Raw genomic sequence first — 25,715 nt, 5'->3', positions numbered from 1 at the left:
TCATGCGACCTTCCTCCCTCGCGGCGATCGCCTTGGCACTCTGCCCGGCCTCGATCGGATCGGCGGCGGCCGAGCCGGTGCCCCATGTCGTCTCCAGGATCAAGGACCTGCGCTTCGTGGCGCTCAGCGAACTGCCTGCGGCCCCCGCTCGCGCCAATCAGGGCGACAGCTGTTTCGGCGCTCCCCCGCAGCCGCCATCCGAGGCGGCGCGCGCGGTTGCCGCCCGGGGCTGGCAGGTGATCGGCGACGTTCCGCTCGGCCGTTACCGGGCGGTCAGCTTCGCGTCCGACATGGAGAACGGGACCAGCGGCACCTGCGTCGTTCATGACGGCAATGTCGGCGTCTTCGACGGCGGCCGCCTCATCGCCCTCGTCTACGGCAAGGCCGGGAATGATGCGCTCGGCACGATCAGCGCCGGCGAGAATGGCAGCGTGCGTATCGCGGATGGCGACATCGACGAGTCCGAGATCGGCATTCTGAGCGTGCAAGCAGACGGGACCCTGCTGCTGGGTCCTCTTCCCAAGGAAGAATCCGTATGCGGCGGGCGCGGGACGGTGCCGAACGTCAAGGGCATGCCGATCGACAAGGCGCGCGCCGCCCTCATCGCCAAGGGCTGGACTCCCGTCCGGCAACCGCCGAGCACGGATCCGCGCGAACAGGCCCTGGTCCGGCAGGGGGTCATCGAGGTGAGCGGTTGTTCCGGGACCGGCCTCGGCTATTGCAGCTTCGATTACAAGGGTCCCGCGGGCACCCTGGCGGTCACGACCATCGGCGAAGCGGACATGCCCGAGGTCATCCGGGATAGCGTGCACTGCCGATGACGGCCTTCGCCAGCGTATGATTCCGACCCCCGACACGGAAGGCAAGCAGATGAGGTTCCCTGTCACTTTCGGCGGCACCGCCCTGGCGCTTGCCCTCGCTTTCGCCCTTCCCTCGACAGCGATGGCGGCGGCGGCGGCACAGCCCTCCTTCGACTGCGCGAAGGCCGCCACGCAGGTGGAGAAGACCATCTGCGCCAGTGACGCGCTCGCCAAGGCCGATACCGACATCGCCCGGATCTATCAGGAGCGCCTGCGCGCGTTCGATCCGGCGACCGCCCGCTTGCTCGTGCGGGACCAGACCCGGTTCCTGGCATCGCGCGAGCACGTCTTCGGTCCCGGCTTCGGCGATGCCAAGCCGGCGAAACTCCTGTTGGACCTGCTCAAGGACCGGGCGAAGTTCCTGCGCGGCCTGCGCCTGCCGGCCGGCGACGGCCTTGTCGGGCATTGGGCCAACGTCACCGGGCTGCTGGCCATCAGGCCCGGCGCCAATGGCCATATCGACATCGGCATGGATACCAACGAGCCGGTGACGGCCCGGTGGGTCTGCAGCCTCGCCGGCACCGGCCGGGTGGTCGATGGCGTCCTGGAGGTCCAGGTCGAGGACGGCTCCGCCCTGCGGCTGAAGCGCGAGGGCCAGGCCGTCACGGTGAAGGCGGTGCCGCCGACGGGCAAGACCGACTGGATGCCCGACTACTGCGGCATGAACGGATCGGTGGAGGGGACCTACTTTCCCACCGCACCGTCCAAATAGAAGTCCGGCCCCGCCGTCTCGCGGCGGCCGGCTTTCACAGGCAGCCGTCCTCGCGATAAAGGCCCTGGATCCGTGTCAGTCGCGCCGCCGCATCGGCCTGCCAGAGGACGTGCGCCGAAACCCTGCAAACGGGTCCGTCCCGGCGTAGCACGCGCTCGCCCCATCCGGGCAGCTCGGAGACGGTCGGAACGAAGCCCTCCCCTTGAAGCCCCTCGGCCATGTCGCCGAGCGGCGTTCCAATGGGAAAGCGCCGCCGGACGCGGGCATCGAACTCGGTCGACGCCTGCTTCCAGCCACGCCCGCCGAGCCCCTCGGCCAGAGCGCCTGCCTGCCGCCCGTGGATCTGCGCCCATACGCGCTGCCCGGCGCCGCTCACTGCGAGGAACGCCGCCAACGCCATGAAAGCGAGGGCCACGAAAGCGAGGACGGGCTTCAGGCGGCGCAGCGCCATCATTCCGGTCTCCTTGCACGCAACCGCCGGATCATTGGCCGTCGGTCCCGCCCCCCGCCGCATGGGCTCCAAGCATCCGCTCTAGCTCGGCCGTGCGGTCGACGCGGCAGGCATTGCCGTCGAGCCTCGCGGCCGTGCCGACATCCTTCGCCGGCGCGCAGGCGGCGTCGCGCGAGGCGATCCATTTCAGCTCCTCGCGGCGCAGGGCCGACTTCTGCGCCGGGTCGAGCGCCGCGCGGAGCGCGCCATAAACCTTGTTCAATCGCGCGTCCTGATAGTCGAATTCGGTGCCGATACCGTCGTTCATCGCAGCGGTGACGCCGTCGCTCGCGCCGAGGCAAGCCTGATAGGACGGACGGCGGGGGCCGTTGCAGCTTGCAGACGGCAGGGCATCGGGCATTATGAACCGCTCGATCGGGCATATTGCCTGATCGCATCTCCAAAGCGGCCGTCGCCAATCCGGGAGCCCGGCGGGACCGGCCCATCGAATTCGAGGATCCATGTCGATACGCATCATGACGGCCACGGCCACGCTGCTTGCGATCCTGCCGCTCCCGATCCTGCCGATCCAGGCCCTGGCGGCCGGCACCGCTCCGAGCGACATCACCGTGCGGACCGAGCGCTTCCCGAGGCCGCCCTATTCCGGTGCGACTTATTACATCTACGAACGGGACGCGCAGGTCATCTGCACCAAGCTCGAAGTCTGCAACAAATACGACCAGTGCTCGTCGAAATATGTCACCGGCTCGTACAAAGACCCCCTCGACGTCGAGACCGGGGCACCCTACGGCACGACGCCCCCGGTCGCGATCCGGCAAACCTCGCTGGCCAAGCATGTCTGCCTGACCCGATTTCATCTCGACAAGCCATAACGGCCGCGCAACGGAATTGGCGACATGCCGAACCTTGCATCAGCGCTGCACGAAGAAATTCTCGAACAGCCGGGCGAGCGCTTCTGGCTGTTCCTCGGGGATGAAGTGGCCGCTCCTGGTGATGGTTTCGCCGCGCAGGTCGTCGGCGAAGGGCCGCAACGGTCCGGCCATGTCGGGAATCGAGCCTTGGTCCGCGCTCACGGCCAGGATCGGCATGGTGAGCTTGGCATCGCGGATCAGCGCACGGTTCTGCTCCGCGGACAAGCCGACGGACCGATAGAAGGCGAGCCCTGCCCGCAGCGCGCCCGGCAGGCTGAAGATGCGGACGTATTCGTCGAGATCGGCTTCGGTGAAGCTCCAAGGGCTGGCGGCCTTGCGGCGCAGGAACCAGTCCAGATACACGCGCTCGCGGCCGGCGATCAGCGCCTCGGGAAGATCGGGGACGGCATGGAAGGCGAAATGCCACGTCCGCCATGCCCGATCGGGCGCCGCCGGCAGCATGTCCGGCAGCGTAACGCCTGGAATGCCGGCATCGAGCAGGGCGAGGCGGTCGACCTCCTGCGGGAACATCAGGGCATAGGGCAGGCCGACCCAGGCGCCGATGTCATGCGCGGCCAGACCGTAGCGAGACAGCCCGATCCGTTCGAGCAGGCCGTGGACACGGCGCGCGACCGTCCCGGTGTCGTAGCCGTCGAGGGGCTTGTCGGAATCCCCCTGTCCGGGAAGATCCACGGCGACGAGCCGGAAGCGCCTCGCGAGGAGCGGCATCACCTTGCGCCATGCGAACCAGCTTTCGGGATAGCCGGCGAGCAGCACAAGCGGATCCGCATCGTCCGGCCCGGCCGTCACGTAGTGCAGACGCACCCCGTCGATCGTCTCGAAGGCATGGCGGAAGGGGGTGTCGTCCGGCGGCGACGCGGCGTGAGCATGTTCGACCATGGTTGACCTCGCAAAATTCAGTCGAGCATCTTGAGAGCCGTCGCGACCAAAGCGGCGTGGTCGGCCGGGTCATGCAGCTTTCCGACAGCGCGCAGACCCTGAAGAAGGCTGAGCAGCAGATCCGCGCAGGGCTCGACCGCAAGGTCGCCGCGGATCGATCCATCCCGCTGCCCGTCACGAAGCGAGGTGAGTATGGCGGTTCGGTTGCCGTCCAAGGCTTCCCGGAGCGCGTCCCGGAGCGGATCGTCCAGCGTCGTGGCTTCGATCAAGCTCGCCAGAACGAGGCACCCCTGTCGCCCTTCGGTGCCTGACGCGGACTCGAGATAGAAGCGCAGGGTCTCGGCGATGCGCTCCCGCCCGGTGAGCGCCCCTCCAAGCCGTTGGGCAAGCTGTTGCCGCCGATCCTTCACATAGTGCGAGAACGCGGCCGAGAAGACGTGCCTCTTGTCCTTGAACGCCTTGTAGAGACTTCCCGATGTCAGGCCCGTGGCCTCCCTGAGGTGGTCGATCGACGCCCCGTCATAGCCATGCTCGCGGAATACGGGCACGGCACGGGCGAGAACCGCTTCCATGTCGAAGCTGCGGGGTCTGCCCATGGGCCGACTGCGGTTTGGCGATGCAGGATTGCTCATGCCCCAATATAGGAAACGACCGTTTCCTATGTCAAGACCGGGATGTATCGTCCGGCGACCGGCTTTGGCCGCCGCGCCATGCCGACAACAGGTCTTCGCGGGCCCCGCGCTCAGATCGCCGGTGAGCCCCGCAGCGTCTCCGGAGTGCGGCCGATCTTCGCCGCGATCGGACCGATCGCCGCCCACTGCGAGGCAGGCTCGCCGTCGTGCTCGAACACCGTCCGAACCGCACGCTCGCGGACTTCAAGGACCTATCTGGGTGATGCCTGTTTGGTCATGAGGACCCCGGTCTCAGGAAAGGGGCATCCGGGAATCCCGGCGGGGTTCAGTTCTCGCCTCGGCGTTGACGGGCAACGAGGCGGGAGACGCATGGCTGGTCGGCCCGTTGCTCGACCAGATCACGCGCCCAATCGGCGTGGTCCTGGCCGACGGCGCGTATGTGAGCGACACGCCCCCTACCCGCCGTGACCGCCACATCCGGATGATCAAGGGACGTAGTCGGCTGACTTGGCAGTGGGCCGTTCGATTTGGCAGGAGATCGTCGGTCGAGGTGGCGATGCTTCGTTACAAGGTTCTGATTGGACGCGGCCGGCGCGGCCGGGCTCAGCCCGTACAAAAAGCCGAGGCCAACGCCGCCTGCGCCGTTAACAATCGGATGACCAGCCTCCGCATCCCGACCTCCCGCAGGGCCGCCTGATCTTCCTCGCTTCCTGGCAAAGCCCGCCTTCCGGCCGAGTTCTGCACCAAAGTCGGAAACCTGCGGCCGGCGACAGGCACCGATGCTCGGGCCATCTTTCAAGATGATCCACAGCCAGTCGGAGAATGACCCAGGGACCGCCACAAAATGGCTTGCGTGACGAACAATCGGCTGTTGATATATTAGATGGGATGGACGGCCGCGAAGCGGCATGCCTCCCGGGCTCCCCGGTCAACCGGGGATGTACAACAATCGGGAGGAGCGCCAATGGTAACTCGCACTCGTCGCGCCGTTTTGGGCTTGGCCGTGCTGATGGCCTTACCCTTCACCGTTCTGTCTACGGCCCAGGCCCAGACCAAGCTGAAATGGGCCCATGTCTACGAGACGTCGGAACCCTTCCACACCCAATCAGTCTGGGCGGCGCAGGAGATCGCCAAGCGGACCGGCGGCCGGTACCAGATCGACGTGTTCCCCGCCTCGCAGCTCGGCAAGGAAGCGGACATCAACCAGGGCCTGTCCCTCGGCACCGTCGACATGATCATTTCGGGCTCCAGCTTCGCGGCGCGCAGCTATCCGCCCATCGGCGTCACCTACTACCCCTACATTTTCCGCGATCCGCAGCATCTGCTGACCTATGCGAAGAGCGACGTCTTCAAGACCCTCGCCAAGGGGTATGAGGACAAGACCGGCAACCACATCGTCGCCCTGACCTATTACGGCACGCGGCACACCACCTCCAACAAGCCGATTCAGACCTGCGCGGACATGAAGGGGTTGAAGATCCGCGTGCCCGACGCGCCGGCCTATCTGGCGATGCCCAAGGCCTGCGGCGCCAACCCGACGCCGATCGCCTTCGCCGAGGTCTATCTCGCCCTACAGAACGGCACGGTGGATGCCCAGGAGAACCCGCTGACCACCATCGAGGCCAAGAAGTTCTTCGAGGTGCAGAAGCAGGTCGTCCTCACCGGCCACATCATCGACAGCCTGAACACCATCATCTCGAAAAGCCTGTGGGCCAAGCTGTCGCCGGAGGATCGCCAGACCTTCACCGAGGTGACGCAGGAGGCGGCGGCCCGTTCCACCACCGAGATCCAGGCGAAGGAAAAGGAGCTGGTCGACTCCTTCCGCCAGAAGGGCCTGACCGTCACGGAAATCGACAAGGCCGGCTTCAGGGAGGCGGTGATGAAGGCAGTGACGCCCGAGAGCGCCGGCTACCGCAAGGCTGACTGGGAGGCGATCCAGGCGCTGCAGTGACGCCCTGCCTGCCGCCGGCCATCTCACAAGCCAAAGGGGTCCGCATGACGAGCTACGCCAAAGGTTCGGTTCCGCCTGGGGCCGGCGTCCGACAATCTCATGCTGAGGAACGCCACATCCAGATCACGCCGGAGGAACTCGCCCATTCCTTCGTGGACGACGCTCCCCCGGCCGACCTGTCGCACTATGCGGTGGAGGACTGGGTCACCGTCGCCCTGTTCTGGTTGATGGCGGCGGCGGTCTTCCTTCAGTTCTTCACCCGCTATGTCCTGAACGATTCGCTGAATTGGACGGAGGAGATCGCCTCCTATTGCCTGGTGGCGCTGGTGTTCGTCGGGTCAGCGATGTGCGTGCGCTTGTCGCGCCATATCCAGGTCGACATCCTCTACCGGTTCCTGCCGGCCGGGCCGGCGCGGTTGCTGTCTACCCTGGTGGACGTGCTCCGCACCGCCTTCTTCGTCTATCTGACGCAGCTGATGTGGCGGCTGATCGAGATCGTCGGCGACGAGACGATGGTCACCGTCCAGCTGCCCAAGGGCATCCTCTATTATTCGGTGTTGGGCGGCTGCGCCCTGATGGCCTTGCGGTCGCTGCAGGTGACCGTCGTGAATTGGCGCCGCGGCTATTCGGTGCTGGAAAAGCCGGAATCCTTCGACGGAACGGGAGTGTAAGCGGATGTGGATCCTCATCGGTTCCTTCCTCGGCCTGATGCTCCTGGGGTTGCCGGTGGCGGTGGCCATGGCGGCGGCCTCGCTCGTCTACATCCTGGTCAGCGGCTCGGTGCCCGACCTCGTGCTCGCCCAACGGATGATCGCGGGCGCCGAGAGTTTCCCGCTGCTGGCTGTTCCCTTCTTCATCCTCGCCGGCAACCTGATGAACATCGCCGGAGTGACGGGCCGCATCTACAACTTCGCCATCGCGCTCGTCGGCTGGATGCGCGGCGGCCTGGGGCAGGTGAACATCATCGGTTCGGTCGTCTTCTCCGGCATGTCCGGCACCGCCATCGCCGATGCCGCCGGCCTCGGCACCATCGAGATCAAGGCGATGAAGGACCATGGCTATTCGACGGAATTCTCGGTCGGGGTGACGGCCGCCTCGGCCACGCTGGGGCCGATCATTCCACCGTCCCTTCCCTTCGTGATCTATGGGATGATGGCGAACGTCTCGATCGGCGCGCTGTTCCTGGCGGGCGTCATCCCCGGCGTGCTGATGACGATCTTCATGATGGCGACCGTCGCCATCCATGCGCGGCGCCACAATTGGGGGGGCGACATGGCCTTCGACTGGCGCCGGCTGGGCGCCGCGTCGGTCGAGATCGTCGTGGTGCTGTGCTTCCCGCTGGCCGCGTGGCTGATGACGCAGGCCGGCGTTTCGGTCAACTGGGCGATTGCCATCGCCCTCCTCGCGCTGCTGGCGGCGGACTGGTACTTCGATTTCTCCGCCGTCATGGCGCTGATGACGCCGATGATCCTGATCGGTGGCATGACGCTCGGCTGGTTCACCCCGACCGAGGCGGCGGTCGCGGCGGTGCTGTGGTCGCTGTTCCTCGGGCTTGTCCGCTACCGCTCCATGACGCTGCGGTCGCTCGCCAAGGCGACGCTGGACACCGTGGAGACGACGGCTTCGGTGCTGTTCATCGTCACAGCGGCGTCCATCTTCGCCTGGCTGCTGACGGCCAGCCAGGCGGCGCAGATCATGTCGGATGCCATCCTCGGCTTCACCGACAACAAGTGGGTGTTCCTGCTGCTGGCCAATCTGCTGATCCTGTTCGTCGGCTGCTTCATCGACACCATCGCGGCGATCACCATTCTGGTGCCGATCCTGCTGCCCATCGTGTTGAAGCTGGGGATCGATCCCCTGCATTTCGGTCTGGTCATGGTGCTGAACCTGATGATCGGGCTCTTGCACCCGCCGCTGGGAATGGTGCTGTTCGTGCTGGCGCGCGTGGCGAAGCTGTCGGTCGAGCGGACCACCATGGCAATCCTGCCCTGGCTGGTGCCCCTTTTCGCCGCCCTGATTGCGGTCACCTATGTGCCGGAAATCACGCTCTGGCTGCCGAGAGCGATGGGCCTCGGCCGCTAGTGCTACAGCCGGGTCGTCGACTCTACGGGGCTGAAGGTGTTCGGGGCTGGCGAGTGGCTCCTGGAGAAGCGCGCCGGACTTGGCGCCATCCTCATTACCCGTCAGCCCCGACACCGGGAGACTCCTGGCCTCGAAGCTGATGGGTAATGAGGATGGCGACTCCTCACCGGGCGGGCCATTATCAACCGTCCGATCGATGCGATCCTGGCTGACGGCGCGCGGTCCGGTACGGTCGCAGATCGCTGGTTGAGGTGGCGATCCTGAGGACAAGGGGTCATATCCCACAAAACCGCATCCGTGCCGCAGGCCATTTTCAGATACGGCTGTAGCGAACCATTTTATGGTTCCGGCGAGTGCGGTTCATGGGTGCTCCCGCAAGGTTTCATGGTTGCATCCTGGGCCGTCGCCACGGCTTCCTTGACCATTGTAGCGTCTACCCCTACCCTCCCGCCCGGTTCATGCTGGGGAGGGGACGGTGAAGGGCGACGAGTTGCGGACCCATCGGGAAGCGAAAGGGCTGTCGCAGTCCGAGTTCGCCGTCTGGCTGAACGAGCGGCTGCAGCGGCGCTACGACAAGCAGAAGATCAGCCGCTGGGAAAATGATGCGGAACGCATCCCGGCCGCCGTCGACGCGCTGATGACGCGTGAAATCAATGGGCCGGAGCCGGAAAAGCTGGGCGGCCCGGCGCTGGTCGTCGTCGTGGCCAACCAGAAGGGCGGCTGCGCCAAGACGGTGTCGGCGGTGAACATCGCCTCCGCCCTCGCCTTGCGCGGCTATTCCACCATGCTGATCGACTGCGATCCGCAGGCCAACGCCACCCAGCATCTCGGCATCGACTCCTACACCATGGAGACCGAGGGCAAGACCCTCTACTACGTCATGCATGGCGATCTGGAGCTGGACGACATCCTGGTCACCGTGCCGGAAAGCGGCCTGCGCGTCGCCCCCTCCTCCATCCGCCTCGCCGAGACCGAAGTGGAGCTGGGCAAGGAGGCCGGCGGCGACTTCATCATGAAGGAGAAGATCGCCGCGGCGAAGCGCAGCTTCGACTTCATCGTCATCGACACGCCGCCCAACATCGGCGAGCTGACCAAGAACGCCATGGTCGCCGCCCATACCGCGGTCATCCCCTGCCAGACCGAGAAGTTCAGCCTGCTCGGCATGGCCTTCCTGCTGGAAAACGTCACCAAGATCCGCCGCCGGATGAACACCGGCCTGTCGGTGCTCGGCATCGTTCCGACCATCTTCAAGCAGCGGGAACGCAACGACCGCGAGGTTCTGGAACAGATCCACGAGGAATACGGCCCGCATCTGCGGGTGTTCGATCCGGTGCCGAAGGCGTCGGTCTATGCCCAGGCGACCTCGGTCGGCCGCGCGGCGGTGGAGGCGATGCCGGACGTGGCCGGTGCCGCCGTCTACCGCGACGTGGCATCCGCCCTGGCCGAGGAACGCACTGCCCGCATCAAGGAGGTCGACCGTGTCGCGTAGTCTTCTCGGCAAGGCAACCAAGCCGGCGCAGAGCGCCACCGCAACCGCCAGGATGAAGGACGCCCTGTTCGGCCTCAGCCGCCACGCGCCGCATCTGGTGGAGGTGCCGGTCGACCGCATCGCCCCCAACCCGAACCAGCCGCGCCGCGAGTTCGACGAGGAGGAGCTGCGCGGGCTGGCATCCTCCATCGAGCGGCACGGGCTGCAGCAGCCGATCGGCGTGCGCCAGACCGCCGACGACCGGTGGCAGCTCGTCTATGGCGAACGCCGCCTGCGGGCGATGCGGCTCCTGGGGCGGGAGACCATCTTCGGCATCCTGTTCACCGGCGACGACGACGAGGAGATCGCCATCGTCGAGAACCTCCAGCGCAGCGACCTGAACCCGCTGGAGGAATCCGACGCGTTGGCCCGGCTGGCCGAGCGGCACGGCTACTCGCACCGCCAGCTGGCCGAGGCGCTGGGCCGCAAGAAGACCTACGTCACCATGATGCTGTCCTTCCAGCGTCTGGCCCCGGCGATCCGCGAGGACTATCCCCTCCTCCGCCCGACCAAGGCGAAGCTGGAGGCGCTCGCCGTCATCGACGACCAGGACGAGCAGCTCCGCGCCTGGGAGAAGCTGAAGCGTGCCGAGGCCGGTACCCTGCCATCCCCGACGGCCCCCGCCGCCGGTCCGTCCAGACGCGAGCCGGTCAGCGCGCCCGCCGGCATCGCCTCCAGCGCCCTGCCCGCTCGGACCGCCAAGCCGGTGTTCCAGGCCCGCGACGTGTTGCGGGAACTCCAGGCCAAGCCGCAGTCGCTGTCCGACACCGACCGTCAGGCGCTGGCGGACATGCGCAGCGCCATCGACGCGATCCTGGCCGCGGCCGGACAGTAAGACCGGTCGGAATCCGACCACCCGTCTCGCAGTGGTCGGATTCCGACCGGGTTCCTAAACTCTCCCACCTTAACCTCCCTCTCCCCCCCGGGGAGAGGGTCGGGGTGAGGGGGAACCACAGGGTGGATTACCGGGAAACATCGCAACGTCCCGATCCTTGAAGATCCTCCCCGCGCATCCTCCTCACCCTAACCCTCTCCCCAGGGGGGAGAGGGGATCCCGACAGTCACCGCCCCTCCCCTCTCCCATCCGCCAGCCAATGCCCCAGCGGCTTCTGCGGATCGTCGGACGCCTCGCTCCACCCCGGCGGCACGCCGTGCATGTCGGGCAGGCGGTGGGCGATGCCCTTGTGGCAGTCGATGCAGGTGCGCTCTCCGGTGAACAGGTACTGTTCGTGGATGCGCGCCGCCCTCGCCCCCTGCTTGGTGATGTCCATCGAATCGGCGCTGTGACAGTTGCGGCATTCCAGCGAGTTGTTGGCTTTCAGCCGGGCCCATTCATGCTCGGCCAGTTCGCGGCGCATGGCGACGAACTTGTCGCGGGTGTCGATGGTCCCGAAGATCTTGCCCCACACCTCCTTCGATGCCTGCATCTTGCGGGCGATCTTGTCGGTCCACTGGTGCGGGACATGGCAGTCGGGGCAGGTCGCCCGCACTCCGGACCGATTGGTGAAGTGGATGGTCTGCTTCATCTCCTCATAGGGATTCGCCTGCATCTCATGGCAGCCGATGCAGAAGGCTTCCCGGTTGGTCGCCTCCAGCGCGGTGTTGAAGCCGCCCCAGAACACCACGCCGGCGATGAAGCCGCCAAGCGTCAGGAAGCCCAGGCTGAAGGTCCGGCTGGGGCGGGAGAAGGTCTGCCACGCCGTCCGCAGCGATACCGGGATGCGCAGCTTCATCGACGATCTCCCCGATCGGTCGGCCGGCCGACCAGGGTATCCAAATCCTTGAACGTGTTCGGCACGATGGGCTGCGCCGTCGTCTGCGGCACATGGCACTGCATGCAGAAATACCGCCGCGGCGACACCGCGCCCAGCGTCTGGCCGTCGCGGTCGACGTAATGGGTGATGCTGACCATCGGCGCCTGCACCGCCTCGGTGAAGCGGCGGCTGTGGCAGGTCAGGCACTGGTTGTTGTTCAGCGTGATCTGGTAGTCGCGGACATTGTGCGGGATGACCGGCGGCTGTTCGGGGTAGTTGCGGGCGACCCGGCGATCGTCGGTGACGTCCGGCGGGATCGATGGGGCCGGGTTCTGCTCGACGAAATTCAGCGGTGGGCGGAAGGGCGAGTCCAGCCGCAGCGGTGGCGCGCCTTCAGCCGACAGCATGGCCGGCACAAGGAAGGGCAGGGCCGCCAGCGCGGCGAGGTGATGGGGACGCATGGCACGGCTCCTCCCTCACACAGCCACGATCTTGGCGGCGCATTTCTTGAAGTCGGTCTGCTTGCTGATCGGGTCGGTGGCGTCCAGCGTGCACTTGTTGATCAACCGGGCGGAATCGAACCACGGCACGAAGACCACCCCGCGCGGCGGCTTGTTGCGCCCGCGCGTCTCCACCCGCGTGATCATCTCGCCGCGGCGGGAGACCACCTTCACCTCCGATCCGCGGCGCAGGCCGCGCGCCTTGGCGTCGTCGGGGTGCATGAAGACCAGCGCCATCGGCATCGCCTTGTACAGCTCCGGCACCCGCATGGTCATCGACCCGCTGTGCCAATGCTCCAGCACCCGGCCGGTGACCAGCCACAGATCGAACTCCTGGTCGGGCACCTCGGCCGGCGGCTCGTAGGGAAAGGCGAAGATGTTGGCCTTGCCGTCCGGATTGCCGTAGAAGCGCACCCCCTCCCCCGTCTTCACGAACGGGTCGTGACCCTCGCGATAGCGCCAGCGCGTCTCCTTGCCGTCCACCACCGGCCAGCGCAGGCCGCGCACCTGATGATAGCGGTCGAAGGGCGCCAGATCGTGACCGTGCCCACGGCCGAAATCGGCATATTCCTCGAACAATCCCTTCTGGACGTAGAAGCCGAAATGCTTGGCTTCGTCGTTGGCATAGTCGGAATCGATCTCCGACAGCGGAAACCGGTCCACCGTCCCGTTGCGGTACAGCACGTCGAACAGCGTCTTGCCGCGATAGGACGGGTTGGCCTCCAGCACCGCCGCCGGCCACACCTCGTCGGTGGTGAAGCGCTTGGAGAACTCCATCAGCTGCCACAAATCCGACCGCGCCTCCCCCGGCGCGGTGACCAACTGGTGCCAGAAATGGGTGCGGCGCTCGGCATTGCCGTAGGCGCCTTCCTTCTCCACCCACATCGCCGCCGGCAGGATCAGGTCGGCGGCCGACGCGGTGACGGTGGGATAGGCGTCCGACACCACGATGAAATTGTCCGGATTGCGATAGCCGGGATAGGTCTCGTTGGCGCTGTTGGGTGCGGCCTGGAGGTTGTTGTTCACCATGATCCAGAAGGCATTCAGCTTGCCGTCCTTCAGCATGCGGTCCATCTGCACGGCGTGATAGCCGAGCTTGGCCGGCAGCAGGTCTTTGGGCAGCTTCCACGCCTCCTCGGTGTGGGCGCGGTGGGTCGGGTTGGTCACCTGCATGTCGGCGGGCAGCCGGTGGGCGAAGGTGCCGACCTCGCGCGCCGTGCCGCAGGCCGACGGCTGGCCGGTCAGCGAGAAGGGCCCGTTGCCCGGCTCGGAGATTTTTCCGGTCAGCAGGTGGATGTTGTAGGCCATGTGGTTGGCCCAGACGCCGCGGACATGCTGGTTGAACCCCATGGTCCACAGCGACATCACCTTCACCTTCGGGTCGGCATACAGCTCCGCCAGGGCGGACAGCCGTTCCTTCGGCACGCCGGTCAGTTCCGCCGTGTAATCCAGCGTGTAGGTGCTGACGAATTTGGCGAAGGCGCCGAAATCGATGGGCTTGGAATCGGTGGGATCCTTGGCGTTGGCCGCTCGCACCTCCAGCACGCTTTCCGGCCGCAGCCCATAGCCGATGTCCGTCTGGCCGAGCCGGAAGTTGCAGTGGCTTTCGACGAACTCCCGGTTCACCCGGCCGGTCTGGATGATGTGGTTGGCGATGTAGTTCAGGATCGCCAGATCGGTGCCCGGCGTGAAGATCATCGGGATGTCGGCCAGTTCGAAGCTGCGATGCTCGAAGGTGGACAGCACCGCCACCTTCACCTGGTTGTGGGCCAGCCGGCGGTCGGTGATGCGGGTCCACAGGATGGGGTGCATCTCCGCCATGTTGGAGCCCCACAGCACGAAGGCGTCGGCATTCTCGAAATCGTCGTAGCAGCCCATCGGCTCGTCCATGCCGAAGGTGCGGATGAAGGCGACGGCGGCCGACGCCATGCAGTGGCGGGCATTGGGGTCGAGGTTGTTGGTGCAGAAGCCGCCGCGCATCAGCTTGGACGCGGCATAGCCCTCCCAGATCGTCCATTGGCCGGAGCCGAACATGCCGACGGCGTCCGGCCCCTTTTCCTTGATGACCCGCTTCCACTGACGCGCCATCTCGTCGAAGGCACGGTCCCAGGACACCGGCTGGAACTCGCCCTCCTTATGGTACTGCCCGTCGCGCATCCGCAGCAGCGGCTGGGTCAGCCGGTCCTGCCCATAGAGGATCTTGGACAGGAAATAGCCCTTCACGCAGTTCAGCCCGCGGTTCACCTCGGCCTGCATGTCGCCGTGGGTGGCGACGACGCGGTTGTCCTTGGTCGCCACCATCACGCCGCAGCCGGTGCCGCAAAAGCGGCAGGGTGCCTTCGACCATTTCAGCGTGGTGTCCTCGCCAGCCACCAGGGAGCTTTGCGCTGCGGCCGGCAGACCGATGCCACCGGCAGCGGCGGCAGCGGCCACCGCCTGTGCCTTGATGAAGTCGCGACGGTCCAACATGGGCGTCCCCCTCTTCTTGTGGATTGCGGATCTGGCCGGCGGGGCAGGGCGGGGCGAGGCTAGGTCCCGCCGGCGGACTCCACCGCCGCCCGGTCGCTTTGCTCCTGGTCGGTGTGGTGCCTGTCGATGTGATGGAAGACCATGACGGCGGAGAACACGCCGTCCAGCAGGTGCAGCGCGGTCATGCGGTCGGCGATCCAGCCCTCATGCGGTCCCTCGACAGTGACCACCATCTTGCCGGGCTGTTCGATGTGAAGCTCGGTACCGGGCATGGCCGCGATGGCGGCGCGCACAATCACCTGCCGGTCCGGCCGCACATGCAGCAGCAGCGAGGCGAGATGGCGTTCGGCGTCAGTCGGCATGGGCGGGACTCCCGGTCTGGCGGGTGCCGGTCCGGTGGGTAAGGGTGACGGCGCCGGCCGGGCAGGCGGCAACGCAGGCGCCGCAGCCGGTGCAGGCCGCCTCGTCGATCCGGGGCTGGGCGGCCCCGCCCGATGCCGGCTGGAAGCGGATCGCCCCTTCCGGGCAGGCATCCTGGCAGCTCCGGCACACCACCCGCTGCACCGCGAGGCAGGACGGTGCGACGGTGGGGCGCAGCGCCCAGGGCGGCGCCGTCCGGTCGAAGATCGGCTCGCTGCAGGCGTCGGCGCAGGCGCCGCAGAAGCTGCACTCCCCGCGCCCGAAATCGACCTCCGGATAGCCGCCGTCACCGGGCCGCAGGATGGCTTCCGGACAAGCCGCGGCGCAGGCACCGCAGCGGGTGCAGAGCGCGGCGAAATAGTCGGGGTGGGACCAGGGGGGATGGATGGGGGCGGGGACCGCCGTCGGGCGTCCGCGCAGCAGGCTGCGCCGTCCCTGGTCCACAGGGCCCCGGTCCAAGCCATCGCCGGCCATGGCACGGGGCCTCCGTCAGACCGGCGGCGGACCGGGCGGCCCCAGGATCATCTGCGACATCCACACCACGAAACCGTAGCCGCCGACCACTGCGACCGACAGCACCGGCCAGATGAACACCGCCAGCAGCAGGAACATGGCAAGCTCGCGCCGCCGGGTCACGCCATCGGCCGGCGGGCGCGGACCGACAGGCATGGAAGCATCGACGCTGCGGGCCGGGGTGGGTTGCCGGGCTGCGCTCATGGGATGCGGCCTTCTGCTGTAACACGGGCTGACCATTCCAACCGTAAATTGCTGGAAACGTCTCGCCCGGGCCGATTGCCCCGGCGAGATATGTCTTTGGATGGGCGCTTCACCCCCGTCCCCGTCAAAAGCTTTTGATCTGGCTCAATTCGCAGCGCAAGTCGCTCCGCGCTTGACCTCGGTCAAGACCTCGCGCTCCCCCACGCGCTTTCATGCCTTCCGAAACACCCGTGCAAGACACCAATGCCAAAGGGCGAAAGCCGGAGGATGGCCGTCGTGAGGTTCGTGCGTTTACACCGTCGGGTGGGATCGGCGCTGGTCGCCATCCTGCTGCTGCTGACCGGCATCGCCGCGGCGCATGCCGCCGACAGCGGCCGGTTGCTGCCCTATCTGGCGAAGCTGCAGCCCGCCGACCTCGTCCCCGGCGCCGACCGCTTCGGCCAGCCTGTGACCGGCACCCCGACCGCCAACGGCCCCACCGTCCCCGTCTACAAGGGCGATGCCGTGGTGGGCCATGCCTATCTGACCTCCGACTTCGTCAACACCACCGGCTATTCCGGCCGTCCCATCGACGTGGTCGTCGGCCTCACCGCCGACGGCACGGTGACCGGCGCCCGGCTGATGGACCATCACGAGCCCATCGTGCTGATCGGCATCCCGCCGGCCCGCATCAACGGCTTCATCAACGGCTATGTCGGCAAGAACGTGCTGACGCTCGCCACCCAGAGCGCCGCCAGCCCACCGGTCGACATCGTGTCCGGCGCGACGGTGACGGTGATGGTCATCGGCGATTCCATCATCCGCTCCGGCAAGAAGGTGATGCAGAGCCTCGGCAAGAGCGGGGTGGACAGCGCACCGACGGTGACCAAGACCATCGACCTGACCAAGACCGGGGTGGAAGACTGGGCGACCCTGATCGGCGACGGCTCGGTCCGTCGCCTGACCCTGTCGGTGGGGGAGGTCAACGCCGCCTTCGAGAAGACCGGCCGGGCCGAAGCCATCGCCCGTGCCGAGGCCGGCAGCCCCGACGAGACCTTCATCGACCTCTACGCCGCCTTGGTTTCCATCCCCACCATCGGCCGCTCGCTGCTGGGCGACGCGGAGTACGAGACGCTGACCCAGCGGCTGAAACCCGGCCAGCAGGCGGTATGGGTGGCCGGGCAGGGGCGTTATTCCTTCAAGGGCTCGGGCTATGTCCGCGGCGGCATCTTCGACCGCGTCGAGATGGTCCAGCATGAAGGATCCATCCGTTTCCGCGACAAGATGCACAAGCGGCTGGGCAGCGTCGCCGCCGCCGGTGCTCCCGACTTCCCGGAAATCGGCCTGTTCGTCCTGCCGGAAGGCACCGAGTTCAACCCGGCCGACCCCTGGCGCCTCCAGCTTCTGGTCCAGCGCGCCGTCGCCGCGCTGGACAAGGTGTTCGTCACCTTCGACCTCGGCTACCAGCCGCCCGACAAGTTCCTGAAGACCGAACAGCCGGCCCCGACCTCCTCCGCCGCCGCCCCCATTCCGGACCAGTCCGCCAGCCACAGCGCCGCCATCCAGGCCGCCGGCGCGGCGGAGGCCGAGGAGGCCGCCGAAATCCCGCTGTGGCAGCGCATCTGGCAGAACCGGCAGCTCGACGTCGCCGTGCTGACCTCCGCCATCCTGCTGCTGACCGGCATCTTCTTCTTCCAGGACCAGCTGACCAAACGCCCGAAGCTGTACGAGCGGGTCCGCACCGCCTATCTGGTCTTCACCCTGGTCTGGCTCGGCTGGTACGCCACGGCCCAGCTGTCGGTGGTCAATGTCCTGACCTTCGCCAACGCGCTGCGCACCGACTTCCGCTGGGACTATTTCATGATGGACCCGCTGGTGTTCATCCTGTGGTTCTCGGTGGCGGCGTCGCTGCTGTTCTGGGGCCGGGGCGCCTTCTGCGGCTGGCTCTGCCCGTTCGGCGCGCTCCAGGAACTGGCGTCGAAGGCAGCCAAAAGGATCGGCATCCGCCAGATCACCGTGCCGTTCGCCCTGCACCAGCGCCTGTGGCCGATCAAGTACATCATCTTCCTGCTGCTGTTCGGCGTGTCGCTGCAATCGCTGGGCACGGCGGAGAAGGCGGCGGAGATCGAGCCGTTCAAGACCGCGATCATCCTGCATTTCATCCGCGACTGGTGGTTCGTCGCCTTCGCCGTGGCGCTGCTGGCGGCCGGGCTGGTGATCGAACGCTTCTTCTGCCGCTATCTCTGCCCGCTGGGCGCGGCGCTGGCGATCCCCGGCCGGCTGCGGATGTTCGACTGGCTGCGCCGCTACAAGGAATGCGGCAGCCCGTGCCAGCGCTGCGGCAACGAATGCCCGGTGCAGGCCATCCACCCCGACGGCTCGATCAACCCCAACGAATGCATCCAGTGCCTGCACTGCCAGATGCTCTACCACCACGACCACAAATGCCCGGTCATGATCCAGAAGCGGCAGAAACGCGAGAAGTGGCAGGCCGCCGAGGCCAAGCTGGCGGCCGAAAAGGAAGCGGCCCAGCAGGCGAATGCCCGCAGCACGGTCGCCACCGCCGACCCGGCCACCGGCCGGCTGACGATCCGGCCGCACGGAACCTGACCGCCATCCCCTCATCCCGATAACGGGACCCGGTCGCAACGGGCCCCATGACACCCCGCAAGGCGGGGCAGCGAAGGAGCAGACCATGTCGAGCGAGACCAACAACAGCGCAGGCGTCAACCGCCGCGCTCTTCTGGGCGGAACGGCGAAGGCGGCGGCCCTTGCCGGCCTGACCGGTGCCGTGGGCGGGGCGACCGCCGGCGGCATCGCGGGCAGCGCCCTGTTCGGGGCCGGGGAAGCCCTGGCGGCGAACGCCCAGGCCGGCCACCTGAACGCCGAAGTGAAGCCGGGCGACCTCGACGAGTATTACGCCTTCCATTCCGGCGGGCATTCCGGCGAAGTCCGCATCCTCGGCCTGCCGTCGATGCGCGAGCTGATGCGGATTCCGGTCTTCAACCGCTGCTCCGCCACCGGCTGGGGCATGACCAACGAGAGCCGGAAGATCCTGACCGAGCACATGCTGCCGGAAACCAAGAAGTTCCTGGAGACGCGCGGCGGCATCTACCTGAACGGCGACGCCCACCACCCGCACATGTCCTTCACCGACGGCACCTATGACGGCCGTTACATCTTCATCAACGACAAGGCCAACACCCGTGTCGCGCGCATCCGCTGCGACATCATGAAGACCGACACCATCATCGAGATCCCCAACGCCGCCGCCATCCACGGTCTGCGCCCGCAGCGCTACCCACGTACCGGCTATGTCTTCGCCAACGGCGAACAGCGCGTGCCGACCCCGAACGACGGCCGCGAACTGACCGCCACCAAGGCCTACAAGTCGCACTTCACCGCCATCGACGGCGACACGATGAAGATCGCCTGGCAGGTCTGGGTCGACGGCAACCTCGACAACACCGACGCCGACTATCAGGGCAAATACGCCTTCTCCACCTGCTACGATTCCGAGGAGGGCGTCACCGCGGCGGAGATGACCAGCGGCGAGCAGGACTGGGTCGTCGTCTTCAACCTGAAGCGCATCGACGAGGCGGTGAAGGCCGGCAAGATCCAGGCGGTGAACGGCGTGCCGGTGGTCGACGGCCGCCACGGCAGCCCCTACACCCGCTACATCCCGGTGCCGGCCAACCCGCACGGCATCAACGCCGCCCCCGACGGCATCCACGTCACCGTCAACGGCAAGCTGTCGCCGACCGTCACCGTGTTCGACGTGCGGCTGCTGGACGATTTGTTCGACGACAAGATCAAGCCGCGCGACGTCGTCGTCGCCGAGCCGCAGCTCGGCCTCGGCCCGCTCCACACCGCCTATGACGGCCGCGGCAACGCCTACACCACCCTGTTCCTCGACAGCCAGGTGGTGAAGTGGAACATCGACAAGGCCCGTCGCGCCTTCAAGGGCGAGAAGGTCGATCCCATCGTCCAGAAGCTCGACGTTCAGTACCAGCCCGGCCACAACCACACCTCGATGGGCGAGACCAAGGAGGCCGACGGCAAGTGGCTGGTGTCGCTGAACAAGTTCTCCAAGGACCGCTTCCTCAACGTCGGCCCGCTGAAGCCGGAGAACGACCAGCTGATCGACATCTCCGGCGACGAGATGAAGCTGGTGCATGACGGCCCCACCTTCGCCGAGCCGCACGACACCCTGATCGTCCACCGGTCCAAGGTGAACCCGCGCTCGGTCTACGACCGCAACGACCCGATGTGGGAAGAGGCGCGCCAGCAGGCCAAGAAGGACGGCGTGGTGCTGGAGGACGACACCAAGGTCATCCGCGACGGCAAGAAGGTCCGCGTCTACATGTGGCAGCGCGCCCCGGCCTTCGGGCTGGAGGACTTCACGGTGAAGCAGGGCGACGAGGTCACCGTCTATGTCACCAACATGGACGACATCGACGACCTGACCCACGGCTTCAGCATCACCAACTACGGCGTCTGCATGGAGGTCGGCCCACAGGCGACCGCCTCGGTCACCTTCACCGCCGACCGTGCGGGCGTCTACTGGTACTACTGCCAGTGGTTCTGCCACGCCCTGCACATGGAGATGGCCGGCCGCATGATCGTCGAGCCGTCCTCGACCTGATCGACCGCTCTCCCCCCGTGAAAATCCCCCTCTCCCCCCCGGGGAGAGGGTCGGGGTGAGGGGGATGCAAAACGTGGCGTCGCTTGACGTGCAGTAGTTTCCGATCCTCGTCAATCCATGCCACGCGCCCCCCTCACCCTAACCCTCTCCCCGGGGGGGAGAGGGGATCTTCCTCACCAACGGACGCCCCATGTTCCTCCGCACGGCGATAATCCTCGGCACGGCTTTGGCAACCGCCCCGGCGCTCGCCGCCACGGCGACGGTCGCCCCCGGCGGCCTGGAGGCGGCGCTGGCGTCCGCGGCGCCCGGAGACACGCTGGTGCTGTCCGCCGGCGTCCATCCCGGGCCGCTGACCGTCCGCACCCCGGTCACCCTGACCGGAGAGCCGGGCGCCGTCATCGACGGGCAGGGCAGCGGCAGCACGCTGACGATCCTCGCGCCGAACGTCACGCTGCGGCACCTGGAGATCCGCAATTCCGGCCTCAGCCTGATCGACCAGAATGCCGGCGTCTTCCTGGGCAAGGAGGCCCGCGGCGCGGTGGTCGAGGACAACCGCCTGCGCGACAATTTGATCGGCATCTACATCTGGGGCGCCGCCGACAGCCTGGTCCGCCGCAACGACATCGTCGGCCGCACCGACCTGCGGGTGTCGGAACGCGGCAACGGCATCCAGCTGTGGAACGCACCGGGCACCCGCGTGCTCGACAACAGCGTGCGCGAGGGGCGCGACGGGCTGTTCACCACCTCGTCCCGCAAGAACGTCTTCTCCGGCAACCGGTTCGAGCATGTCCGGTTCGCCGTCCACTACATGTACACCAACGATTCCGAGCTGACCGACAACGTCTCCGTCGCCAACAATGTCGGCTATGCGGTGATGTTCTCCAACAACCTGCTGATCCGCAACAACCGCTCCAGGGCGGACCGCGAACACGGGCTGATGCTGAACAACGCCAACAGCTCGCGCATCGAAGGCAACGTGATCGAGGGCCGCTTCGCCGGTGCGCTGTCCGACGCCGGCGAGGCGCTGCCCGACAGCGACATCCCGCGCGACAGCGAGGCGATGAGCGACCGGCTGCGCAGCGGCACCTGGAAATGCGTCTTCATCTACAACGCCAACAAGAACCGCTTCACCGGCAACCGGTTCGACGGCTGCGAGATCGGCGTCCATTTCACCGCCGGGTCGGAACGCAACAGCCTGACCGGCAACGCCTTCATCGGCAACCGCACCCAGGTCAAGTATGTCGGCACCCGCTATCTCGACTGGTCGGAGAACGGGCGCGGCAACTACTGGTCCGACAACGCCGCCTTCGACCTGAACGGCGACGGCATCTCCGACGAGCCCTATCGCCCCAACGATGTGGTCGACCGGGTGATGTGGGAATATCCGGCGGCCAAGCTGCTGATGAACAGCCCCGGCGTCCAGGTGATCCGCTGGGCGCAGAAGCAGTTCCCGGCTCTGCACCCCGGCGGCGTGATCGACAGCGCCCCCCTGATGACGCCGCCCCCCATGCCGGGTACGACCCGGACTGCCGAAAGGAATCAGCCATGACCGACTTCACCGCGGAGGTGCAGGGCGTCACCAAGCGCTACGGCGAGACCGAGGCGGTGCGCGGCGTGGACCTGACGCTGGCGCCCGGCGAATGCGTGGCGATGGTCGGTCACAACGGCGCCGGCAAGAGCTCGCTGATCAAGCTGATGCTCGGCCTGACCACCCCGACGGAGGGCCGCATCCGCGTGCTGGGCGGCGACCCGGCCAGCGCCGCCTGCTCCCCCATCCGCCGCCGGATCGGCTTCCTGCCGGAGAATGTCGCCTTCCACCCCAGCATGACCGGGCGGGAGACGCTGGACTTCTACGCCCGGCTGAAAGGCGCGCCCTGTCGCGACAACGACGCGCTGTTCGAGAAGGTCGGGCTGGAGCCCGCCGCCATCAGGCGCCGCGTCTCCACCTACTCCAAGGGCATGCGCCAGCGCTTGGCCCTGGCCCAGGCCCTGCTCGGCGGCCCGAAGCTGCTGTTCCTCGACGAGCCGACCACCGGCCTCGACCCGGCCCTGCGCCAGAGCTTCTACGCCATCGTCGCCGAGCTGCGCGACCGCGGCACCACCATCCTGCTGTGCAGCCATGCCCTGACCGAGCTGGAAGGGCAGGCCGACCGCGTCGTGGTGATGAACCGCGGCCGCAAGGTCGCCGACGGCTCGCTCGCCACCCTGCGCAGCCTCGCCCAGCTGCCGGTGCGCATCCGCCTGACCCTGCCGACCGGCGACATCGACGCCCTGGCGGCCCGGGTGGGGGAGGGCGCCGCCCTGACCCGGCTGGCCGGCGGTGTGGTCGAACTGGCCTGCGCCAACGACGACAAGGTCGGTCTGGTCCGCCGCATCGCCTGCGACGGCCCCACCGTTCAGGACATCGAGATCGTCCAGCCCAGCCTGGACGAGATGTACGCCCATTTCCTGCGCCGGGAGGCCGCCGAATGAACACGCTGCTCATCATCGCCGGCAAGGAACTGCGCGAGGCGACCCGCAACCGCTGGGTCGTCGCCACCACCCTGCTGATGGCGGCGCTGGCCCTGACGCTCAGCTTCCTCGGATCCGTCCCCACCGGCACGGTCGGCGTCGGCCCGGTGGAGGTCACCATCGTCAGCCTGTCGAGCCTGACCATCTTCCTGCTGCCGCTGATCGCCTTGCTGCTGTCCTTCGACGCGGTGGTGGGGGAGATCGACCGCGGCACCATGACGCTGCTGCTGTCCTACCCGGTGGCACGCTGGCAGCTTCTGCTCGGCAAGTTCCTCGGCCATGCCGCGGTGATCGCGCTGGCGACGGTGGTCGGCTACGGCGCCGCCGGGGTGGCGCTGGCGATGGGCGGCACCGCCATCGGGGCCGACAGCTGGCGCGCCTTCGCCGCGATGATCGGCTCCAGCGTGATGCTGGGCGCCGCCTTCACCGCGCTCGGCTATCTCGCCTCCACCATCGTCCGCGACCGCGGCACGGCGGCCGGCATCGCGGTGGCGGTGTGGCTGGGATTCGTCCTGCTCTACGACATGGCCCTGCTCGGCATCCTCGCCAGCGGCAGCGGCCTGGGGGTGGAGACGCTGAACTGGCTGCTGCTCGCCAACCCAGCCGACGCCTACCGCCTGTTCAACCTGACCGGCTTCAAGGGCGTCAGCGCCTTCGCCGGCACCGCCGGCCTCGCCGCCCATGTCCAGCTCTCGGTCCCGCTGCTGCTGGCGGTGATGGCCGGCTGGATCGCCGCCCCGCTGGCGCTGGCCGCCGCCCTCTTTTCGAGGAAGCAGATCTGATGCGCACCCTTCCCATCCTGCGTACCGCACTTCTCGCCGCCGCCCTCCTGGCACCGCTCTCCGCCTGCAAGCAGGAAAAGGCGGAGGTCGCCCCGCCGCCGCCCGCCACCCTGACCGCCGACGCCATCGGCCATTATTGCGGCATGAACCTCGCCGACCATTCCGGCCCCAAGGGCCAGATCCTGGTGAAGGGGCAGGAGCGGCCGATCTGGCTGTCCTCCGTCCGCGACACCTTCGCCTTCACCATGCTGCCGGAGGAGCCGAAGGAGATCGGCGCCATCTACGTCACCGACGTCGCCAAGGCCAAGGACCCCGCCGCCCCCGACATGACGGCCTGGGTGGAGGCACGCAAGGCGTGGTACGTGCTGGGCAGCAAGCTGCGCGGCGGCATGGGCGAGGCGGAACCCTATCCCTTCTCCGACAAGGCGGCGGCAGAGCGTTTCGCCGCGGCCAACGGCGGCACGGTCCTGCGCTTCGCCGACGTGCATGAGGACCAGATCCTCACCCCGTCCGCCGCGACCATGGCCGAGGGGGAGCAGTGATGGAAACCGCCCTTCCGCGTCCCTTCACCCGCCCCCTGGCCAGACGCCGCTTCCTCGCCATCGGCGCCGTCGCCGCCGGTCTGTCGCTTCTGCCGCACCGCCTGCTGCGGGCGGAAGGGGTTCCCGTCCGGGTCTGGCGCGGCGTCGCGCTCGGCGCCGACGCCAGCCTGACCATCGCCCACCCCGATCCGGTCGAGGCCGACCGCCTGATCGCGCTCAGCCTGGAGGAGGTGGAACGGCTGGAACGGGTCTTCAGCCTCTACCGCCCCGACTCCGCGCTGCGCCACCTGAATCGCGATGGCCGGCTGGACTCCCCGCCCGCCGACCTCGTCCGCCTGCTGTCGGAGGCCGCCGCCTTCGGCCGTGCCACCGGCGGCGCCTTCGATCCCACGGTGCAGCCCTTGTGGCAGCTCTATGCCGGCCATTTCGAACGCGCGAACGCCGACCCCGCCGGCCCGCCGGAGACCGCCGTCCGCGCCGCCCGCGCGCTGGTCGATGTCCGCGCCCTGCGGGTGGAGCCGGACCGCATCGCCTTCGCCGCCGGGGGCATGGCGGTGACGCTGAACGGCATCGCCCAGGGCTACGTCACCGACCGCGTCAGCGAACGGCTGAAGGCCGAGGGCATGGACAACGTCCTGGTCGATATGGGCGAGCTGCGGGCGCTCGGCCACCACCCCTCCGGCCGTCCCTGGACCGTCGGCCTCGCCGACCCCAAGAATGCGGAGCGCAGCACGGAGACCGTCGACCTCGCCGACGGCGCGATGGCGACCTCGGGCGGCTACGGCACCCGCTTCGACGCCGCCGGCCGCTTCACCCACCTGTTCGACCCGGCGAGCGGCGCCTGCGCCGCCCAATGGCTGGCGGTCACCGTGCAGGCGCCGGACGCCACGACGGCCGACGCCCTGTCGACCGCCCTGTCGGTGGTGCCGGCGGACCGGGCTCCGGCCATCCTGGCGGCCTATCCCGGCGTCGCCGCCCGCTTCACCCACCCCGACGGCCGCATCCTGCGGCTGCCGGCCTGAAGGACGGGGACGAGGTCGGAGCAGCCATAATCCCCTCTCCCCCCNGCGAGGACGTCACGAATGGACAGTCTGTTGCAGACGGTGGGCCGCTTTTCCGACAAGCGGCTCGAAAAAGGGGGCAGCGTTTGCTGCAACGGATGGTTGAGTGCTCGACCGTCTGTCTCCGCCGTTTGGCTGAGAACCGCGTCGAGGAGATGCGCTTCGGGCGCTGGCTGGCCAATCCCAAGGTGAGGCTGGCCGCGATGGAACGCGCGCTTAACGAGCAGATCGGCCCGCGTGTCGCCGGCCTGCACGTTCTGGCCATCCAGGACACCAGCGAAATCAACTATCAAGCCCATGCCCGCCGG

General features: G+C 67.5%; 25 protein-coding genes and 4 pseudogenes. 18 read left to right on the top strand and 11 right to left on the bottom strand.

The window, feature by feature from the left end:
- Positions 1-2 precede the first annotated feature (2 nt).
- On the top strand, positions 3-821 hold the full coding sequence (locus JHL17_RS24945) for a PASTA domain-containing protein (protein WP_200197340.1): 819 nt from the start codon (positions 3-5) through the stop codon (positions 819-821).
- A 49-nt stretch (positions 822-870) separates the two neighbouring features.
- Positions 871-1,572, top strand: coding sequence for a lysozyme inhibitor LprI family protein (locus JHL17_RS24940; RefSeq protein ID WP_200197338.1), 702 nt, complete (start codon positions 871-873; stop codon positions 1,570-1,572).
- 34 nt (positions 1,573-1,606) lie between these two features.
- On the opposite strand, the gene JHL17_RS24935 is transcribed toward JHL17_RS24940, so the two are convergent.
- Together JHL17_RS24935 and JHL17_RS24930 are read right to left on the bottom strand one after the other, a co-directional pair.
- Complete coding sequence (locus JHL17_RS24935) at positions 1,607-2,026, bottom strand: hypothetical protein (protein WP_200197336.1); 420 nt, start codon at positions 2,024-2,026, stop codon at positions 1,607-1,609.
- A 28-nt stretch (positions 2,027-2,054) separates the two neighbouring features.
- On the bottom strand, positions 2,055-2,423 hold the full coding sequence (locus tag JHL17_RS24930) for a lysozyme inhibitor LprI family protein (RefSeq protein ID WP_200197334.1): 369 nt from the start codon (positions 2,421-2,423) through the stop codon (positions 2,055-2,057).
- Positions 2,424-2,523: 100 nt separating this feature from the next.
- On the opposite strand from JHL17_RS24930, the gene JHL17_RS24925 reads away from it, so the two are divergent.
- A complete protein-coding gene (locus JHL17_RS24925) occupies positions 2,524-2,895 on the top strand; it encodes a hypothetical protein (protein ID WP_200197332.1) in 372 nt (123 codons plus the stop codon).
- 39 nt (positions 2,896-2,934) lie between these two features.
- On the opposite strand, the gene JHL17_RS24920 is transcribed toward JHL17_RS24925, so the two are convergent.
- From JHL17_RS24920 to JHL17_RS36820, 3 genes and pseudogenes are all read right to left on the bottom strand, one after another.
- Positions 2,935-3,834: an alpha/beta fold hydrolase gene (locus JHL17_RS24920; protein ID WP_200197330.1), complete on the bottom strand. Its 900-nt coding sequence runs from the start codon at positions 3,832-3,834 to the stop codon at positions 2,935-2,937.
- Between the two features lie 17 nt (positions 3,835-3,851).
- Entirely contained in the window at positions 3,852-4,406 is a 555-nt protein-coding gene (locus JHL17_RS24915; RefSeq protein ID WP_247893808.1) for a TetR/AcrR family transcriptional regulator, read from the bottom strand.
- Between the two features lie 188 nt (positions 4,407-4,594).
- Positions 4,595-4,744, bottom strand: a pseudogene (locus JHL17_RS36820) (IS3 family transposase); the annotation flags it as partial.
- Between the two features lie 44 nt (positions 4,745-4,788).
- Between JHL17_RS36820 and JHL17_RS24910 the strand changes: the two are divergent.
- From JHL17_RS24910 to JHL17_RS24885, 7 genes and pseudogenes are all read left to right on the top strand, one after another.
- A pseudogene (locus tag JHL17_RS24910) lies at positions 4,789-5,163 on the top strand (transposase); the annotation flags it as partial.
- A gap of 267 nt (positions 5,164-5,430) precedes the next feature.
- The gene (locus JHL17_RS24905) at positions 5,431-6,417 is read left to right on the top strand and encodes a sialic acid TRAP transporter substrate-binding protein SiaP (protein WP_247893807.1); all 987 of its coding nucleotides are present in this window, start codon (positions 5,431-5,433) and stop codon (positions 6,415-6,417) included.
- A gap of 44 nt (positions 6,418-6,461) precedes the next feature.
- The gene (locus tag JHL17_RS24900) at positions 6,462-7,088 is read left to right on the top strand and encodes a TRAP transporter small permease (RefSeq protein ID WP_200197326.1); all 627 of its coding nucleotides are present in this window, start codon (positions 6,462-6,464) and stop codon (positions 7,086-7,088) included.
- A 4-nt stretch (positions 7,089-7,092) separates the two neighbouring features.
- Entirely contained in the window at positions 7,093-8,499 is a 1,407-nt protein-coding gene (locus tag JHL17_RS24895) for a TRAP transporter large permease (RefSeq protein WP_200197324.1), read from the top strand.
- A gap of 12 nt (positions 8,500-8,511) precedes the next feature.
- Positions 8,512-8,727: pseudogene (locus tag JHL17_RS37275) on the top strand (IS5/IS1182 family transposase); the annotation flags it as partial.
- A 247-nt stretch (positions 8,728-8,974) separates the two neighbouring features.
- Entirely contained in the window at positions 8,975-9,988 is a 1,014-nt protein-coding gene (locus JHL17_RS24890) for an AAA family ATPase (RefSeq protein WP_200197322.1), read from the top strand.
- Positions 9,978-10,862: a ParB/RepB/Spo0J family partition protein gene (locus JHL17_RS24885; RefSeq protein ID WP_345773873.1), complete on the top strand. Its 885-nt coding sequence runs from the start codon at positions 9,978-9,980 to the stop codon at positions 10,860-10,862. The genes JHL17_RS24890 and JHL17_RS24885 overlap by 11 nt, the downstream gene beginning before the upstream one ends.
- Before the next feature lie 226 nt (positions 10,863-11,088).
- Here JHL17_RS24885 and JHL17_RS24880 read toward each other — a convergent pair whose 3' ends face one another.
- Genes JHL17_RS24880 through napE form a run of 6 tightly spaced genes read right to left on the bottom strand, consistent with a single transcriptional unit; the run spans position 11,089 to position 15,887 of the window.
- The gene (locus tag JHL17_RS24880; protein ID WP_200197320.1) at positions 11,089-11,760 is read right to left on the bottom strand and encodes a NapC/NirT family cytochrome c; all 672 of its coding nucleotides are present in this window, start codon (positions 11,758-11,760) and stop codon (positions 11,089-11,091) included.
- A complete protein-coding gene (locus JHL17_RS24875; protein ID WP_200197318.1) occupies positions 11,757-12,242 on the bottom strand; it encodes a nitrate reductase cytochrome c-type subunit in 486 nt (161 codons plus the stop codon). Before JHL17_RS24875 ends, JHL17_RS24880 begins: the two co-directional genes overlap by 4 nt.
- A 15-nt stretch (positions 12,243-12,257) precedes the next feature.
- Positions 12,258-14,750 carry a nitrate reductase catalytic subunit NapA gene (napA, locus tag JHL17_RS24870; protein WP_200197317.1) on the bottom strand — a complete coding sequence of 831 codons (2,493 nt, stop codon included), beginning with the start codon at positions 14,748-14,750 and terminating at the stop codon, positions 12,258-12,260.
- 59 nt (positions 14,751-14,809) lie between these two features.
- On the bottom strand, positions 14,810-15,112 hold the full coding sequence (locus JHL17_RS24865) for a chaperone NapD (RefSeq protein ID WP_200197316.1): 303 nt from the start codon (positions 15,110-15,112) through the stop codon (positions 14,810-14,812).
- Positions 15,102-15,644 carry a ferredoxin-type protein NapF gene (napF, locus tag JHL17_RS24860; protein ID WP_200197315.1) on the bottom strand — a complete coding sequence of 181 codons (543 nt, stop codon included), beginning with the start codon at positions 15,642-15,644 and terminating at the stop codon, positions 15,102-15,104. The genes JHL17_RS24865 and napF overlap by 11 nt, the downstream gene beginning before the upstream one ends.
- Before the next feature lie 15 nt (positions 15,645-15,659).
- Positions 15,660-15,887, bottom strand: coding sequence for a periplasmic nitrate reductase, NapE protein (gene napE / locus JHL17_RS24855; protein ID WP_247893806.1), 228 nt, complete (start codon positions 15,885-15,887; stop codon positions 15,660-15,662).
- A gap of 267 nt (positions 15,888-16,154) precedes the next feature.
- Here napE and JHL17_RS24850 point away from each other — a divergent pair, with 267 nt between their 5' ends.
- From JHL17_RS24850 to JHL17_RS24815, 8 genes and pseudogenes are all read left to right on the top strand, one after another.
- Entirely contained in the window at positions 16,155-18,476 is a 2,322-nt protein-coding gene (locus JHL17_RS24850; RefSeq protein ID WP_200197314.1) for a NosR/NirI family protein, read from the top strand.
- A gap of 85 nt (positions 18,477-18,561) precedes the next feature.
- Positions 18,562-20,511, top strand: coding sequence for a TAT-dependent nitrous-oxide reductase (nosZ, locus tag JHL17_RS24845; protein WP_200197313.1), 1,950 nt, complete (start codon positions 18,562-18,564; stop codon positions 20,509-20,511).
- 190 nt (positions 20,512-20,701) lie between these two features.
- Positions 20,702-22,060 (top strand): nitrous oxide reductase family maturation protein NosD, encoded by a 1,359-nt coding sequence (locus tag JHL17_RS24840; RefSeq protein WP_200197312.1) that lies wholly within the window; start codon positions 20,702-20,704, stop codon positions 22,058-22,060.
- A complete protein-coding gene (locus JHL17_RS24835; RefSeq protein WP_200197310.1) occupies positions 22,057-22,983 on the top strand; it encodes an ABC transporter ATP-binding protein in 927 nt (308 codons plus the stop codon). Before JHL17_RS24840 ends, JHL17_RS24835 begins: the two co-directional genes overlap by 4 nt.
- Positions 22,980-23,804: an ABC transporter permease gene (locus JHL17_RS24830; protein ID WP_200197308.1), complete on the top strand. Its 825-nt coding sequence runs from the start codon at positions 22,980-22,982 to the stop codon at positions 23,802-23,804. Before JHL17_RS24835 ends, JHL17_RS24830 begins: the two co-directional genes overlap by 4 nt.
- Entirely contained in the window at positions 23,804-24,346 is a 543-nt protein-coding gene (locus JHL17_RS24825; protein ID WP_200197306.1) for a nitrous oxide reductase accessory protein NosL, read from the top strand. Before JHL17_RS24830 ends, JHL17_RS24825 begins: the two co-directional genes overlap by 1 nt.
- Positions 24,346-25,368, top strand: coding sequence for an FAD:protein FMN transferase (locus JHL17_RS24820; protein WP_200197304.1), 1,023 nt, complete (start codon positions 24,346-24,348; stop codon positions 25,366-25,368). Before JHL17_RS24825 ends, JHL17_RS24820 begins: the two co-directional genes overlap by 1 nt.
- 125 nt (positions 25,369-25,493) lie before the next feature.
- Positions 25,494-25,715 (top strand): annotated as a pseudogene (locus JHL17_RS24815) (IS4-like element ISSysp3 family transposase); the annotation flags it as partial.

This window comes from Azospirillum endophyticum (assembly GCF_016595245.1).
Taxonomy (GTDB): domain Bacteria; phylum Pseudomonadota; class Alphaproteobacteria; order Azospirillales; family Azospirillaceae; genus Azospirillum; species Azospirillum endophyticum.
Note: the sequence above shows the minus strand (reverse complement) of the source record. Positions and strands in the feature narration are given on the sequence as shown.

What these genes read in the sequence shown, in the direction of transcription:
- JHL17_RS24945 (WP_200197340.1), top strand. Translation starts at nt 3, where the DNA reads ATGCGACCTTCCTCCCTCGCGGCGATCGCCTTGGCACTCTGCCCGGCC.
- JHL17_RS24940 (WP_200197338.1), top strand. Translation starts at nt 871, where the DNA reads ATGAGGTTCCCTGTCACTTTCGGCGGCACCGCCCTGGCGCTTGCCCTC.
- JHL17_RS24935 (WP_200197336.1), bottom strand. Translation starts at nt 2,026, where the DNA reads ATGATGGCGCTGCGCCGCCTGAAGCCCGTCCTCGCTTTCGTGGCCCTC.
- JHL17_RS24930 (WP_200197334.1), bottom strand. Translation starts at nt 2,423, where the DNA reads ATGCCCGATGCCCTGCCGTCTGCAAGCTGCAACGGCCCCCGCCGTCCG.
- JHL17_RS24925 (WP_200197332.1), top strand. Translation starts at nt 2,524, where the DNA reads ATGTCGATACGCATCATGACGGCCACGGCCACGCTGCTTGCGATCCTG.
- JHL17_RS24920 (WP_200197330.1), bottom strand. Translation starts at nt 3,834, where the DNA reads ATGGTCGAACATGCTCACGCCGCGTCGCCGCCGGACGACACCCCCTTC.
- JHL17_RS24915 (WP_247893808.1), bottom strand. Translation starts at nt 4,406, where the DNA reads ATGGAAGCGGTTCTCGCCCGTGCCGTGCCCGTATTCCGCGAGCATGGC.
- JHL17_RS24905 (WP_247893807.1), top strand. Translation starts at nt 5,431, where the DNA reads ATGGTAACTCGCACTCGTCGCGCCGTTTTGGGCTTGGCCGTGCTGATG.
- JHL17_RS24900 (WP_200197326.1), top strand. Translation starts at nt 6,462, where the DNA reads ATGACGAGCTACGCCAAAGGTTCGGTTCCGCCTGGGGCCGGCGTCCGA.
- JHL17_RS24895 (WP_200197324.1), top strand. Translation starts at nt 7,093, where the DNA reads ATGTGGATCCTCATCGGTTCCTTCCTCGGCCTGATGCTCCTGGGGTTG.
- JHL17_RS24880 (WP_200197320.1), bottom strand. Translation starts at nt 11,760, where the DNA reads ATGAAGCTGCGCATCCCGGTATCGCTGCGGACGGCGTGGCAGACCTTC.
- JHL17_RS24875 (WP_200197318.1), bottom strand. Translation starts at nt 12,242, where the DNA reads ATGCGTCCCCATCACCTCGCCGCGCTGGCGGCCCTGCCCTTCCTTGTG.
- napA (WP_200197317.1), bottom strand. Translation starts at nt 14,750, where the DNA reads ATGTTGGACCGTCGCGACTTCATCAAGGCACAGGCGGTGGCCGCTGCC.
- JHL17_RS24865 (WP_200197316.1), bottom strand. Translation starts at nt 15,112, where the DNA reads ATGCCGACTGACGCCGAACGCCATCTCGCCTCGCTGCTGCTGCATGTG.
- napF (WP_200197315.1), bottom strand. Translation starts at nt 15,644, where the DNA reads ATGGCCGGCGATGGCTTGGACCGGGGCCCTGTGGACCAGGGACGGCGC.
- napE (WP_247893806.1), bottom strand. Translation starts at nt 15,887, where the DNA reads ATGAGCGCAGCCCGGCAACCCACCCCGGCCCGCAGCGTCGATGCTTCC.
- JHL17_RS24850 (WP_200197314.1), top strand. Translation starts at nt 16,155, where the DNA reads ATGGCCGTCGTGAGGTTCGTGCGTTTACACCGTCGGGTGGGATCGGCG.
- nosZ (WP_200197313.1), top strand. Translation starts at nt 18,562, where the DNA reads ATGTCGAGCGAGACCAACAACAGCGCAGGCGTCAACCGCCGCGCTCTT.
- JHL17_RS24840 (WP_200197312.1), top strand. Translation starts at nt 20,702, where the DNA reads ATGTTCCTCCGCACGGCGATAATCCTCGGCACGGCTTTGGCAACCGCC.
- JHL17_RS24835 (WP_200197310.1), top strand. Translation starts at nt 22,057, where the DNA reads ATGACCGACTTCACCGCGGAGGTGCAGGGCGTCACCAAGCGCTACGGC.
- JHL17_RS24830 (WP_200197308.1), top strand. Translation starts at nt 22,980, where the DNA reads ATGAACACGCTGCTCATCATCGCCGGCAAGGAACTGCGCGAGGCGACC.
- JHL17_RS24825 (WP_200197306.1), top strand. Translation starts at nt 23,804, where the DNA reads ATGCGCACCCTTCCCATCCTGCGTACCGCACTTCTCGCCGCCGCCCTC.
- JHL17_RS24820 (WP_200197304.1), top strand. Translation starts at nt 24,346, where the DNA reads ATGGAAACCGCCCTTCCGCGTCCCTTCACCCGCCCCCTGGCCAGACGC.